Source organism: Rhodococcus sp. 27YEA15 (assembly GCF_049739425.1).
In the GTDB taxonomy this organism is placed as follows: Bacteria; Actinomycetota; Actinomycetes; order Mycobacteriales; family Mycobacteriaceae; genus Rhodococcus_F.
In genome coordinates this window covers 4,762,316-4,774,874 of the sequence record NZ_JBMHHW010000001.1, presented here as the reverse complement: position 1 = coordinate 4,774,874, position 12,559 = coordinate 4,762,316, and the positions used below count along the sequence as shown (strand labels likewise).

General features: G+C 62.2%; 13 protein-coding genes. 9 read left to right on the top strand and 4 right to left on the bottom strand.

The genetic code is table 11. From position 1 onward, the window contains the following. The first annotated feature begins 17 nt into the window (after positions 1-17). The 4 genes from ABH922_RS22400 to ABH922_RS22385 all read left to right on the top strand — a co-directional run bounded on the left by ABH922_RS22400 (position 18) and on the right by ABH922_RS22385 (position 2,669). Entirely contained in the window at positions 18-452 is a 435-nt protein-coding gene (locus tag ABH922_RS22400) for a hypothetical protein (RefSeq protein ID WP_424809011.1), read from the top strand. A gap of 156 nt (positions 453-608) precedes the next feature. Beyond that, positions 609-1,373, top strand: coding sequence for a DsbA family protein (locus ABH922_RS22395; RefSeq protein ID WP_424809010.1), 765 nt, complete (start codon positions 609-611; stop codon positions 1,371-1,373). Position 1,374: 1 nt separating this feature from the next. Beyond that, a complete protein-coding gene (locus ABH922_RS22390) occupies positions 1,375-2,205 on the top strand; it encodes a cytochrome c biogenesis CcdA family protein (protein ID WP_424809009.1) in 831 nt (276 codons plus the stop codon). Further along, entirely contained in the window at positions 2,202-2,669 is a 468-nt protein-coding gene (locus tag ABH922_RS22385; protein WP_424809008.1) for a hypothetical protein, read from the top strand. The genes ABH922_RS22390 and ABH922_RS22385 overlap by 4 nt, the downstream gene beginning before the upstream one ends. Positions 2,670-2,685: 16 nt before the next feature. On the opposite strand, the gene ABH922_RS22380 is transcribed toward ABH922_RS22385, so the two are convergent. Then, complete coding sequence (locus tag ABH922_RS22380; RefSeq protein WP_424809007.1) at positions 2,686-4,551, bottom strand: vWA domain-containing protein; 1,866 nt, start codon at positions 4,549-4,551, stop codon at positions 2,686-2,688. Between the two features lie 178 nt (positions 4,552-4,729). Between ABH922_RS22380 and ABH922_RS22375 the strand changes: the two genes are divergently transcribed. Further along, a complete protein-coding gene (locus ABH922_RS22375; protein WP_424809006.1) occupies positions 4,730-5,305 on the top strand; it encodes a DNA-binding protein in 576 nt (191 codons plus the stop codon). Here the strand turns inward: ABH922_RS22375 and ABH922_RS22370 are convergent, their stop codons facing one another. The 3 genes from ABH922_RS22370 to ABH922_RS22360 all read right to left on the bottom strand — a co-directional run bounded on the left by ABH922_RS22370 (position 5,306) and on the right by ABH922_RS22360 (position 8,705). Next, positions 5,306-6,271 carry a serine/threonine-protein kinase gene (locus ABH922_RS22370; protein WP_424809005.1) on the bottom strand — a complete coding sequence of 322 codons (966 nt, stop codon included), beginning with the start codon at positions 6,269-6,271 and terminating at the stop codon, positions 5,306-5,308. It lies immediately after the preceding gene. A gap of 69 nt (positions 6,272-6,340) precedes the next feature. After that, positions 6,341-7,402 (bottom strand): LLM class flavin-dependent oxidoreductase, encoded by a 1,062-nt coding sequence (locus ABH922_RS22365; RefSeq protein WP_424809004.1) that lies wholly within the window; start codon positions 7,400-7,402, stop codon positions 6,341-6,343. 1 nt (position 7,403) lies between these two features. Continuing rightward, on the bottom strand, positions 7,404-8,705 hold the full coding sequence (locus tag ABH922_RS22360) for an O-acetylhomoserine aminocarboxypropyltransferase/cysteine synthase family protein (protein WP_424809003.1): 1,302 nt from the start codon (positions 8,703-8,705) through the stop codon (positions 7,404-7,406). A 192-nt stretch (positions 8,706-8,897) separates the two neighbouring features. Between ABH922_RS22360 and ABH922_RS22355 the strand changes: the two genes are divergently transcribed. From ABH922_RS22355 to ABH922_RS22340, 4 genes are all read left to right on the top strand, one after another. Further along, positions 8,898-9,596: an alpha/beta hydrolase gene (locus ABH922_RS22355; RefSeq protein ID WP_424809002.1), complete on the top strand. Its 699-nt coding sequence runs from the start codon at positions 8,898-8,900 to the stop codon at positions 9,594-9,596. Between the two features lie 3 nt (positions 9,597-9,599). Continuing rightward, positions 9,600-10,505 (top strand): GntR family transcriptional regulator, encoded by a 906-nt coding sequence (locus ABH922_RS22350; protein WP_424809001.1) that lies wholly within the window; start codon positions 9,600-9,602, stop codon positions 10,503-10,505. After that, positions 10,402-11,022 carry an aminotransferase class I/II-fold pyridoxal phosphate-dependent enzyme gene (locus ABH922_RS22345; RefSeq protein ID WP_424809000.1) on the top strand — a complete coding sequence of 207 codons (621 nt, stop codon included), beginning with the start codon at positions 10,402-10,404 and terminating at the stop codon, positions 11,020-11,022. Before ABH922_RS22350 ends, ABH922_RS22345 begins: the two co-directional genes overlap by 104 nt. Before the next feature lie 140 nt (positions 11,023-11,162). After that, the gene (locus ABH922_RS22340) at positions 11,163-12,554 is read left to right on the top strand and encodes an LLM class flavin-dependent oxidoreductase (protein ID WP_424808999.1); all 1,392 of its coding nucleotides are present in this window, start codon (positions 11,163-11,165) and stop codon (positions 12,552-12,554) included. Positions 12,555-12,559 lie beyond the last annotated feature (5 nt).

Below are 12,559 nucleotides of genomic sequence, written 5' to 3'. Positions count from 1 at the left end.
CTCGCAGAGGGGTGAACGTGCGTCTTCGCGCCCCTTCTCGGCTCGGCGCCAAGCCGACGTTCACCGCTGCGGCCCTCGCGCTCGCTCTGCTCGTGATCTCGAGTGTGATCGGTATGGCCTGCATCGCGGCGTCACACGCTGACACTGTCACCGCATTCGACACGGCAAGTACCGGCACCGTATCGACTGAGATTGCGATAGCGCCGGTTGCCGACGGTGAAACGGGCCCCACGGAGTTGGTCGATGCGAAAACGGTCAAGTGTGGTGGCAACGACGAGCCTGCAGCCGAGAACCAGGTCTTTCGCGGCGTAGCGCTCTCGAGCGGCGCAGAATCCGTCGTCCGGGTGTCCCATGACACCGGTCCGACGCAGCCGCTGCGGGAATCATTGCAGCGCAGTACGAATCGGCCGACAGCTCCCACTCTGCAGGAGCTCTGCATCTCTCGAAGGTGATGTGATCGCCGCACACGGTAATCCCCCAGGTGAGTACCTGGTGCGGAATACATAGTGCGACACGTCGTCCCGATCACCTAGTCCGGTGTCGATTCGTGCTGCCGTTTTCAGGCATGGTGGATCAGCCGGCACTGCCGAGAGCTTGCAGGTACAAACATGATTCGATCAGAGAAACCCGATTCGCGAACCGTCGCGACCGCGATACGGCCCAGACGCGCGACAATCGTGTGGGCGGCACTTGCGGGGGCGGCGGTCCTGGTCGCAGTGATGATCTTCGCCGGGCGGTCCGAGTCCGTCGCGCCCACGGACGAGCCCGTCACGTCCACGGCGCAGGACAACTCGACGTCCGACTTCGATCCCGGTCGCAGAATCGCCGACGACATGACCGCGCTGGGAGCCGTCGATGCGCCGGTTGTCATCGTGGAATACGCCGACTATCGGTGCCCGTTCTGTGGCGTGTTCGACCGCAACACGCTCCCGACGATCGTCGCCGACTACATCGACGACGGCAAGGTTCGCTTCGAGTGGCGCGACTTCCCGATTTTCGGTGAAGAATCCATCGGTGCAGCGGTTGCAACCCGAGCGGCAGGCGAGCAAGGGCTGTTCTGGGAGTATCACACGGCGCTCTTCGCTGGTGCTCCCGAGCGCGGGCACCCGGACTTCCCTACGTCGCGGCTGGTCGAATTCGCGCGGGAGGTGAACGTTCCCGACCTGGACCGGTTCGTGCGGGATCTGGAAGAGCCGGGCCTTCTCGATCGGGTCCGGGCGGATTACCTGGAGGGCAAGCAGATCGGTGTCTCCAGCACACCGATTTTCTTGGTCAACGAGACGCCGGTGATGGGTGCCCAGCCGCTGAGCGTATTCCGCCAGATCATTGACGGTGAGCTCGCAAAAACCTCGCGGACGGACGGGGCGAAGTAGCGTGGACATCGGATATATCGGAGCATTTCTCGGTGGCGTTCTCACGTTGCTGAGCCCGTGCTCGGTCATGCTGCTCCCGGCATTCTTCGCGTACGCTTTCTCGAGTCCCACCAAGTTACTGAACCGCACGGCGATGTTCTATCTCGGCCTTGTCGTGACACTCGTTCCCCTGGGTCTGCTCGCCGGTGTCTTCGGCTCGCTCGTCACCGACAACCGGACCGCTCTCGTGACGACGGCGGCAACGATCGTGATCGTGATCGGTGCCGTGCAGGTCGCGGGAATCGACATCCCCTGGCTTCGCCGGGGTTCGGGAGGTGAAGGTACGTCGGCCGTCTCGGTATTCGTTCTCGGTTCGGTGTACGGGGTGGCCGGAGCATGTGCCGGTCCGATACTCGGTTCGGTACTCACCGTTGCCGCCGCGGGGGCGAACCCACTGTACGGCGGCATCATGCTCGCGATCTTCGCGCTGGGTATGGCACTTCCGCTCGGGCTGCTCGCGCTCGTATGGGAGCGGCTTCAGCTCGGCAGTCGGGTCTGGATGCGACCGCGCTGGATCCGCGTCGGCCGTTGGGAGAACTCTGTCTCGATGGTGGTGTCCGGCCTGTTGTCGATCGCGATCGGTGTGCTGCTGCTCGCGACGCAGGGGACGGCGTCACTCGGCGGAATTCTGACCGTCGACGCGCAATACCGGACCGAGTCCTGGGTTGTCGAAAGCTCCTCCGGCATATCGAATCTCTGGTTCGGTGTGGCAGCGGTAGTCGTTCTCGCTACCACAGCAGTGACCTATGCTTTTCATACTTCGAACCTCCGACGACGCGAGAGCAGACGATGATCGGTACGCAGATGGCGCTCTTCGCCGACGGGTTGCGCAGTTGGACCAGCAGGCGTTGGTCGGTCACCGCTGCCGTAGCAGTGATCGTCTACGTCGTAGTCGCGATTCCTACCGATCTGATCGACACCCCGTACTTCACTCGGGAAGTTCCACCTACCTGGTGGTCGCATCCTGTGCTGATCGTCAGTGCCGTCCTGACCGGGCTTCTGGTGGCGACCTACGTGGCCTCGCCGATTCCGCGCGATCGCGAGCGGAGCGGTAGGGGCATGGCGGGAACGGTACTGACCTTCTTCGCCGTCGGCTGCCCGGTGTGCAACAAGCTGGTGTTACTGGCTCTGGGGTCGGCCGGTGCGATGCAGTACTTCGAGCCGATCCAGCCCCTCTTGGCCATCCTCTCGATCGGGTTGCTCCTGTGGGCTCTGACTCGAAGAGTCTTGCAGGAAAACAGGTGTCGCGCGGGCTGAATTGTGTTCACGGCGTTCAGCGGTTGGTGTGGCGACGGCTCAACAGGCCCCATGCACCCGCTCCCAGGAGGATCACGCCGCCGAGTGCCAGTCCGCCGATCAATGCCCACCGAGGTTTGCTCGCGGAATCTTCCGCAGCCGCTTCAGTGGTTCCCGCGGACCGAGCGGCCGTGTTCGGGGTGTCGGACGGGGCGCCGGTCCCAGTGGCTCCAGCGATGTACTGCGGGGCGCCTTCCCCGGCTCGGCCCACTACTTCGACGGTGAGAGTGTACGGAATCTCGAAGGTGTCCTCGACGGCGTCGGCCGCCAGCGTGACGATGTATCTACCCGGCAGATACGTTCTACCGCCGGTGATGTCGTCGCGGTTCATCCATCGAACGGGGGGAGTGCCGATCGTGGCGACCTTCCCACCGTTGACCGTCACAGCGGCCTGGGGGCTTCTGGAGCCGACAAGGTTGGGAACTGCCGCGCCGCGCATCGGGCTCACCACGTTCAGCCTCACGTTCGTGGAGGTCGCCGCACTCGGTTGCTTCGCTCGAGGATCGAGGGGATCGAGGCGTGTGTTCACTCGAAGTTCCTGCCCCCAGTCCAGATCGACTCCGAAGAACTGTTGTTCTCCTGGCAGCACGTTGCCGGTGTAGGAACCTGGTGCGAGCGGGGTCGGCGCATTTGCGCTCGATCCTGCTCGCACCGAACCGTTTGCGCCGTCGTCCGGCGAGGTGGAGGTCCAATTCTGAGCGTCGGTCACCTTGTCGGGCAACGTCTGCCCCGGCGCGAGCGGAGGTTCTTCCGTCACCAGTAGCTCGAACGGTGTACCGGCGGCACCGTCGCCCCACTTCGTCGTCTCGACGGTGAGCACCAATTGGTCGTCGGCCACGCAGTTGTTCGAAGGGTCGAGAGACCACGCGACCAAGGCCCCGCTCAGCAACGACCACGATCCGCCCGGAGTGCCCATGGGGTAGTCCCAGGCGCAACTCTTCCCACTGAGGGTTTCCAGATGCAGACCGGCCTGTCCGTACACCTTCGTCGAGGGCAGTGCCGTGAACCCTACGTGCAGCGACGAGCCTGGAGTTTTGCGTGTGAGCAGGTAATGAACAATTTCTTCACCCGCTCGCAAAGTGTCGGTGTACTGCCCGCCGTCGGAAAGCGTCGGCGCTCCGTTGCGTGTCGGTGTACCGGTCACCGGTTGTCCGGTGATCGCAAACGGTTCGAAGGCGCGAACTGTCATCGCGGAAAGTACCTGGACCAACGAATCGGTATCCTGTGCATCGAAATACGAGCCGTTACCGGATCTGGCGATGCATTGAAGTTGTTCGCGAGCGGCGCCGTCTACATTGAGTCCGACCACATTGATCATCAAATCGATTCCCTGCAAGGACAATTCGCGAGCCACCTCGCACGGTTCCGGAGCGCATGTGGATTCGCCGTCGGATACCAGCAGGATCGAGCGTTGGCCGCTGGAACCGAGATCGTCGGTTGCTTGACGCAGGGCGTAGCCGATCGGGGTCTGCCCCAACGGTTCGTACGATCCCGCTGCGGTTTTCAGCTGTGCCCGATTGTCTCCGGCGATGGGAACGAGAAGTTGACTGTCCGTGCAGGCGTCAGGTGACGACCCGTCGGACACGGTTGCCCCGAACACCCGCAATCCCACCTGCTGGTTCGCGGCCAGACCGTCGATCACCGTGCCGAGTGCGGACCGTGCGGCCGCGATGCGGGTTTGTCCGCCCGCGTCGCGTTCGAGCATCGAACCGGAGGCATCGAGTGTCAGTACCAACTTCGCATTTGTCTCGGTTGTGGAATTGCCGATGGGATCGGCCGCGGCCGGTTGCAGCATCAGTATCGCTTGTATGCCGATGCACAGCGCCAGTGCTGCGACCGTCATGCGACGTGTCGTCCTGGAAATCCAGTTCATGAACACTCCCCCCACGGAAACATTTGCAAATGCAAAGTTAGAACGTCGTTACTGCAAAGTCAATGGCGATGCAAAAGTGCTGCATTCACAACGTTCACACCACGACTACACTCGGGCATCGTTCACAACAGCAAACGAGAGGGTGTGAATGGAGCAAGATCAGATCACTCGTAATCTTGTGGCACAGCGCAAGCTCTACGGTGAGCCGTTGTACGACGGTTTTCGGCGCACCATGGACACGCTGGGTCTGAGTCAGGCCCGATTGGCGTCTGTCCTGGGACTCTCGGCTCCGATGCTGTCGCAGTTGGGTAGCGGTCGACGAGTCAAAATCGGCAATCCAGCGGTACTGCAACGGATGGACGAACTCACGCTGCTCGTCGAGCGTGTTCGCAGCGGACGCGTCGAGCTCGCTGCCGCAATCTCGCAACTCGACCGAATACGCGCCGTCACCGGGCACCTGAGTCGCAGTGATACGGAAGCGGCCACCACGACCGAAGGTTCACCCGACTCGAGCGCCGAGGATTTCACGCGTGATGCCGTCGTGATTCGAAACTTACTGCGTGAATTGGCTTCCGGGTGCGAACTGCGTGCTGCGGCCGAATTGCTCGGTCCGACCCAACCGAGGCTGGCCGAATTGCTCCGAGTGTACGGACTCGGGTCCGTACACGACGCTGCCGAGCACCTACGGCGGCACAACCCTACGATCCGAACCGTCCGGCCGTGACTAACCCCATGCGAGGGTCAGAGCAGCCACCAACAGTCCCGATCCGGCAAGCACACCGATTATCGGCAGTACCGGCCATGGCCGACGAGTTCCCGCGGACGCGATGGACACATGCTCGGAACTCTGCGTGGACGGACCGAATTCACCCCAACCCGGGGGGAACGGCGGTATCTGATCGAAGACCTCCACCTCGAATGGTGCAAGAGGTGTGTGAACCAAACCGGTGGCATGCAGTTCGGCGCGGGCGGCGGCTGCCGAGTGTGGACGGTGTTTCGGATCCGTGTTGGTGAGATGCAGCAGTAACAGAGTGAGTGACTCGGGCACCGCTGCGCTCAAAGCGCCCCGACTCTGTCGACCGGTACTCAACTCCAGCCCCGCCACGCCGACAGCGAACAAGTCCATTGCCGGGGTCGGCTCGGTGTGGCCCTGTATTGCTTCCGGTGGAAGGTAACCCAGCGTGCCGAGCAACGCCGCCGTCCCGGTCAGACGAGGATCTCCGACACGTGCGGCAATGCCGAAATCCGACAAGCGGATCCGCGGTTCCGCCCGCCCTGTGGCGTCGAGCAGCAGATTTGCCGGTTTCACATCTCGATGCACCAGCCCGGCATCGTGAATCGGGACCAACGCCGCCAACGTCTGGTCCAGGATTCTGGCGACCCACGGAGCGGGTAGCGGGCCGAAGTCACCGAGCAGGGTGGCTGCTGATCCACCGGTGACGATCGGCATCGTGAACAGCACCCGATCGTCTTCACCGGCCCAACCGATCGGAGTGAGAACGTGTGGATGTTCGATTCGACAAGCTTGCTCTCGCATGAACCTCAGCAGGCTTGCGGCGTCCACCTGACGTAACACCTTGGCGGCCACGTATCGACGCTCCCGATGATCCCAGGTCCGCCATACGTCGCCACCGCCACCTCCTCCGAGTAGGTCGACGAGCTCGTAACGACCAGCAAGAACCTGCCCCATGTCGCCAACACTAGCGGTCCGGTATTCAGCTCGACACGATCTCTGTCGTCCTGAGAAGAAAACGACAGGCTAGGAGCTTGTTCGGGCCACTTCCGGAACCAGCGGGAAGACCTCGGTGGCAATACGTTCGAGTTCTTCGTGTGCGGGCGAGCACTGGATGAGCAACAAGGTGAGGCCGGCATCCTGGTAGGCGCGGATCTTCTCGGCCACCTGCTCGGCGGTGCCGACCAGATCGGGGCGCAGCCCGCGGGTGCCGACAGAGTACTCGCGCTTGGACAGTTCGACGTCGAGTTCGGAGTTCTGGACGAACTCCTCGAAGGACGCGTACCCGGGGGACTGCGGGTCGACGGTGGTGATCCGTTCGAGTTCCTTGCGGGCCTCGGCTTCGGTGTCGCGCACGATGACGTAGGTGGACATCCCGAATTCGGCCATGTCCCGCTGGTGAATTCGCTGCGATCGAGCATTCATGTCAGCGATCTTCGTTCCCACCTCCTCGACGGTTCCGCCATGGAGGACGTACGAGTCGGCGAACGTCGCTATCGACTCACGACCGCTTTCGCTCTCGCCGCCCGCGAAGATCGGCGGGTGGACGTCAGGTTTCGGCGACAGAATCGAATTCTGCACCGAGAAATGGTCACCCGAATAGGTGAACGGCGTCTGCTCCCAGAGCCCGCGGAGAACGTCGACGAATTCGGTGGCTTGGCGGTAGCGGTCGTCGTGTCGAGTGAAGGCGCCGCCGTACTGGCGAGCTTCTTCTTCCCACCACGCGGCAACGACATTGAGTGCGAATCGAGCTGCACCGGCCTCGGTCAGGCCGCCGATGTCGGAAATGGTCGCCGATTCCTTCGCCGTCACGGCCGGGAGGTGGAATCCCGGCCGCACGGCAGTCATCACCCGAAGATGTTCGGTGACTGCAAGTATTGCCGAAGACAGTGACCAAGCTTCGAGGCTGGGCGCTTGGACTCCTTTACGGTCGTTGAGGTACAGCTCTGGGACCAGAGTGGTGTGATAGCCGAGACGGTCGGCCTGCTGCGAGAGTTTCTTGACGTAGTTCCACGTAGCGGGCATCCCCTCGTCACCGAGGTTGCGGAGGAATCCGCCGTAGATGGGTGTCCAGTAGCCGAAGTGCATGTCATTCCTCCGTGATGGCGTCGAGCGATGCTGTCAGATCGCCGACGAGGTCGTCCACGCTCTCGAGTCCGATCGACAATCGGATGGTCCGATAGCCGAATCCGGCGTCATCGAGCTGGGTGTCGCTCAAATGGCTGTGTGTCGTGGTGGCAGGATGCACCACCAGCGAGCGGGCGTCACCGATGTTGGCGACGATGGCAAACAGGTTCAGTGAGTCGACGAACGTCTCGACCTTCGCGTCGTCGTCTACGGCCAGTTCGAAGGAGAACACCGAACCGGCGCCGCGCGGCAGATAGCGTTGGGCTGCTTCATGCCACCGATTGCTTTCGAGACCAGGATAATTGACCTTGGAGACGGCAGGGTGGTTCTCGAGGAACCGCGCAATGGTCAGCGCCGAATCCACCTGGCGTTCGAGCCGCAGATCCAAAGTTTCCAATCCCTGAAGCAGCTGGAACGAATTGAACGGTGACAGAGACGGACCGAGATCGTGGACGATCTTCGTCTTCGCGTAGACGAGGAAGGCGCTGCGCTCGCGGCCGAACTCGTCCCAGAGGACGAGGTCGCCGACCCGAGGATACGGCTCGGTGAACTGCGTCCACCGCTCCGGTTCGGCGCCGAAGTCGAAGGTTCCGAGATCGACGATGACGCCGCCGAGAGAGGTTCCGTGACCGCCGATGAATTTGGTGGCCGAGTACACCGTGACATCGGCGCCGAAATCCTTCGGCCGTTGCAGATACGGAGTGGCAATGGTGTTGTCGACGATAAATGGCACACCCACCTCGTGGGCGATGTCCGCGACGGCCTGGACGTCGAGGACCGAGGCGACCGGATTGCCGATCGACTCGGCGAAGAAGGCCCGGGTCTCGGGGCGAGCTGCCGCACGCCACGCTGCGAGATCATCCTGATCGACGAGTGTGACGTCGATTCCGAAGTCCGCGAACAAGTCGGTCAACAGGTCGACTGTTCCGCCGTACAGCTGCTTGGCGGCGACGATGTGCTGACCCGTTTTGGCGAGAGTCAGCAGGGCAACTGCCACGGCGGACTGTCCGGAGCCGGTAGCCAGCGCCGCGACACCACCGTCTAGTTCGGCGAGACGTTTCTCGAACACAGCCTGGGTGGGGTTCCCGGTGCGGCTGTATAGATTCCCCGTCCGGCGCAGAGAGAATATCTCACGCGCCTGCTCGAAGCTCTCGAAGTTGTAGGCAACCGACTGGTAGATCGGCGGGATCGCGGTGTTCTGCGGCGTTCCGACTTGATAGCCGGCACGGACTTGGCGAGTCGCGAACCCTGTGGTCTCGGGCATCGGTGTGTCTGTCCCTTCGTCGATACGTCTGAGGCATTGCTGATCAACACAAAAGAATATGTTCGGTACAAAACACGATCACTGGCCCGGGCGCACCGGTTTTGTTCTACTCGAGCGTTAGTCTTGTTCCGGTCGATCGGGTGAGTCAAGGTGACGCTGTAAACCTGTGAACAACACTCGATTGAGGTAAACGTGAGCACCGACTGGCTGAATCCCGAAGCTAACGCCCGAGGCTCGGTGATCGTCATCGCCGGTCGCGGCGAGCACGCAGACGTGTACGGCCGGTTCGCACGGCGGATAGCGTTCGACGGATACCGCGTTGCCGTAGTGGAGAACGACGCCGACGCCGTCGAACACGCCATCGAAGATGCGGCCGGCGATGTGCCCCTCACCGTGATCGGCTCGGATACCGGGGCGCTGGCTGCGCTCGACGCTGCCGCGAGATACTCGGCAGTGGATGGGGTAGTGGCGGCCGGACTGCTGGTCACCGGCACCGACACATTGACGTCGGACTGGGAGCGCGAGCTCGAGATCCGCTCCGCATGCCCGGTACACCGCGGTGTTCTGACGTCCGTGGGTGCCCTGGATCCCGGACATCTAGGCGATGCGGCGACTGTTGCAACCACCGAATCACTCACTCGAGTCACGGTTCCCACGCTCGTCGTGCACGGCAGTGCGGACCAGCTCAGCCCGGCGGCGGAAGTGCTGGCCCTCGTTGCCGAGTTACCCGATACGCAGATCGCCGTCGTGCACGAGGGGCGTCACGACATCCTCAACGACGTTTCTCATCGCTCGGTCGCCGCTGCCGTCGTCGAATTCCTCGAGCGTCTTCGTCTGCCCGGCCGACCGGTTGTCGTCGTCCGTGATCCGGCCGTTGCACTGAGTCTCTGAGTCTTGGACTCGACCCTTACCGGTGACGGGACGGGTATCGGATATCGAACGAAAGGTTCTGCGATGTCGGCGGTATCGGAGACGGAATCGATTGCTCCGCACTGGTTGTTGGAACGTGTCGGGCAGGCAGAGAATCTGGCCGAGGCCGTCGCCGATCTCATCCGATCGGGTGAACTCGTCGCCGGTGACCGTCTTCCGACGGTGCGGGCACTGTCGCAGTCGTCGGACCTGAGTGTCGGTGCGATCGTCGGCGCCTGGGGGCGGTTGCAGGAACAGGGATTCGTCCAGACGCGCAGACGTGGCGGAACTGTGGTCCTTCCACCACGAGACACTGTGCCCGAGCGTGGTATTCCCGACTGGCGTGGTGTGGATCTCGCACAGAACGCCCCGGACATCACTTTGCAGCCGTCGCTGTCCGAGGCGCTGTTGTCGAGTCTGAACGCAGAGACGTTGAACGTCTTCGGCCGTGAACTCATGACAGAGCGTTTGCGTGATGCCGTCACCTCGTGTTGGCCATTCGATCCGGAAGCATGGGCGACGGCAGGAGGCGGCACGGAGGCGCTGCTGTTGGCGGTGGAGGCCGCAGCTCCGCGTGGCTCGATCGTGGCGGTGGACGAGCCGCTCGGCCCCGGTGTTCTCGACACCATTCGTGACCTGGGACTCGAGGCAATCGGGGTCGGTGCCGACAGTGACGGGCCGAAACCGGAAGCCCTCGGCGCGGCATTGGCGGCCGGCGCGGTGGCTTTCGTGTTTCCAACCCGGCGCGCCGTTCGCCGTGCAACATTCCGTCACCACGCAGCGCATCGTGGAGCTTGCCGACGTTCTCCGGCGTCATCCGGCGGTATGGGTGGTCGAGGACGACTCGATCGGGCCACTCGATCCCGTGTTACCACCTTCTCTCGGAGGTGAACTTCCGGATCGAGTGGTTCGAATTCGCAGTTACTGTAAGGCATATGGAATCGACGTTCGTACGTCGGTGCTCGGCGGCTCGCGAGAATTGCTGGACCGGGCCATGAAGATGCGAAGTCACGGTGTCGGTTCCAACAGCCGGATCCTGCAGAACACTCTTGCGCATCTGATCGGCAGTGCTGATGCCGCTCGTGCGGTATCCGTTGCGCACGAGCGTTACGCGTCCAGACGAACATCACTGTTGAATGCGCTGATCGACCGTGGGATAGAGGCATTCGCCGGACCGCACAGTCTGGTGGTGTGGGTGACAGTATCCGACGAGACCGCCGCGCTGGTGGCATTGGCCAGGCAAGGTATCTCGGTCGGTGCCGGATCACGTTCGTTCGTAGAGGCGCCGGAGCGGCAGTTGTTGCGTTTGTCGGCCACTCAACTACCGGACGACCGAGAGCAGATCGGTCAGCTCGCCGACATCGTCGCCGGAGCCGTCGCCGAGTCGTCCCGCGAATTCTTCGACTGATAGAACTTTTGTTCAAAATCATTGCGCAACATACCGAATATGTTTTGAACATGGCGAGTTTAATACTCTGCACAGCTCTGATTGCTCCATACACTTCACACAACGACCGAGGCAGATACTTGCAATCAAGGAGCAAGAATATGACGAGACGGCAACTGAAGTTGGGTGCGGTCCTCACTCCGACCGGCGGACCCGGGCATCCGTACACATGGCTGGACCCCGAGATTCCGGGAGACGCGAGCGTCGACGTCGACTGGTACGTCAAGTACGCGCGACTGGCAGAGGAGGCGAAGTTCGATCTGGTCTTCATCGTGGACAGCCAGTTCATCACCGAGGACTCGCCGCCGCACTACCTCAATCGACTGGAGCCGTTGACATTGTTATCGGCGTTGGCCGTGTCGACCGAACACATCGGATTGGTCGGCACGCTGACCACTTCGTTCAATCAGCCGTTCAACCTGGCGCGTCGACTCTCGTCGCTGGATCTGATCAGTCGTGGGCGTGCCGGCTGGAACGTCGTCACCAGTGGAGATGCCGGCACCGCCGGGAATTACGGACTCGATGAGCACTACGACTACGCCACTCGTTACGGACGTGCCCTCGAACATGTCGAGGTCGTGAAGGCGTTGTGGGATTCGTACGAGGACAATGCATTTCCGCGTGATCGAGCATCCAGGCAATTCCTGGATCCGAGCAAGCTGCACTCGCTCGATCACCGAGGCGAGTATTTCTCCGTGACCGGCCCGCTCAATATCGAGCGGTCGAGGCAGGGGCAACCCGTCATCTTCCAGGCGGGTGATTCCGATCAGGGTCGCGATCTCGGAGCTCGGGTCGGCGAGGGAATCTTCACGCATGCAGCGAGTTTCGAAGCCGGAGCCGCGTTTTACGCAGACATCAAGTCGCGCGCAGTCGCATTCGGGCGTGACCCGGAAGAACTTGTAGTTCTGCCGGGAGTGTCAGTCACCGTCGGTGACACCGATGACGAAGCGCTGGAGATCGAACGGGTTACCCAGCTTGCGGACAACGACTTCGGAAAGTCCTTGCGTGAATTGGGACGTCCGTTCGGCTGGCATGACTTCGGTCAGTACGATCTCGACGCACCCTTCCCGGTCGAAGCATTGCAGCATGCCGAGCGAAGCTTTTACACCCAGGCGAAGAAGATCTCCGAGCTCGCTGCAGATCGTGGCTTGACATTGCGGCAGACGGTGGAAGCGCTCAGCGCGCCCAGGACATCGCCGTTCACCGGCAGCGCAGAGACGGTCGCGAACGAACTGCAGCGCTGGCTCGACGGATACGCCCTGGACGGGGTCAACATCCATATCGGCCATCCCGATCAGTTCCGCCGCTTCGTCGGTGAGGTACTTCCGATTCTTCGCGAACGTGGTGTCGTCCGAGAGGACTACGAACACAACACTTTGCGCGGAAACCTCGGCCTACCGTTCGCGGAGAACCGTCATACCCGAGCTCTGCGTGAGGGGGCACCTCTTGCCCCGTTGCCGGGTAGCACAGTCGCGCTCACCACGAGCGCCTGAAACTT

Coding starts and splice junctions, on each gene's coding strand:
- ABH922_RS22340 (WP_424808999.1), top strand. CDS start 11,163: ATGACGAGACGGCAACTGAAGTTGGGTGCGGTCCTCACTCCGACCGGC.
- ABH922_RS22370 (WP_424809005.1), bottom strand. CDS start 6,271: ATGGGGCAGGTTCTTGCTGGTCGTTACGAGCTCGTCGACCTACTCGGA.
- ABH922_RS22395 (WP_424809010.1), top strand. CDS start 609: ATGATTCGATCAGAGAAACCCGATTCGCGAACCGTCGCGACCGCGATA.
- ABH922_RS22380 (WP_424809007.1), bottom strand. CDS start 4,551: ATGACGGTCGCAGCACTGGCGCTGTGCATCGGCATACAAGCGATACTG.
- ABH922_RS22360 (WP_424809003.1), bottom strand. CDS start 8,705: ATGCCCGAGACCACAGGGTTCGCGACTCGCCAAGTCCGTGCCGGCTAT.
- ABH922_RS22385 (WP_424809008.1), top strand. CDS start 2,202: ATGATCGGTACGCAGATGGCGCTCTTCGCCGACGGGTTGCGCAGTTGG.
- ABH922_RS22365 (WP_424809004.1), bottom strand. CDS start 7,402: ATGCACTTCGGCTACTGGACACCCATCTACGGCGGATTCCTCCGCAAC.
- ABH922_RS22375 (WP_424809006.1), top strand. CDS start 4,730: ATGGAGCAAGATCAGATCACTCGTAATCTTGTGGCACAGCGCAAGCTC.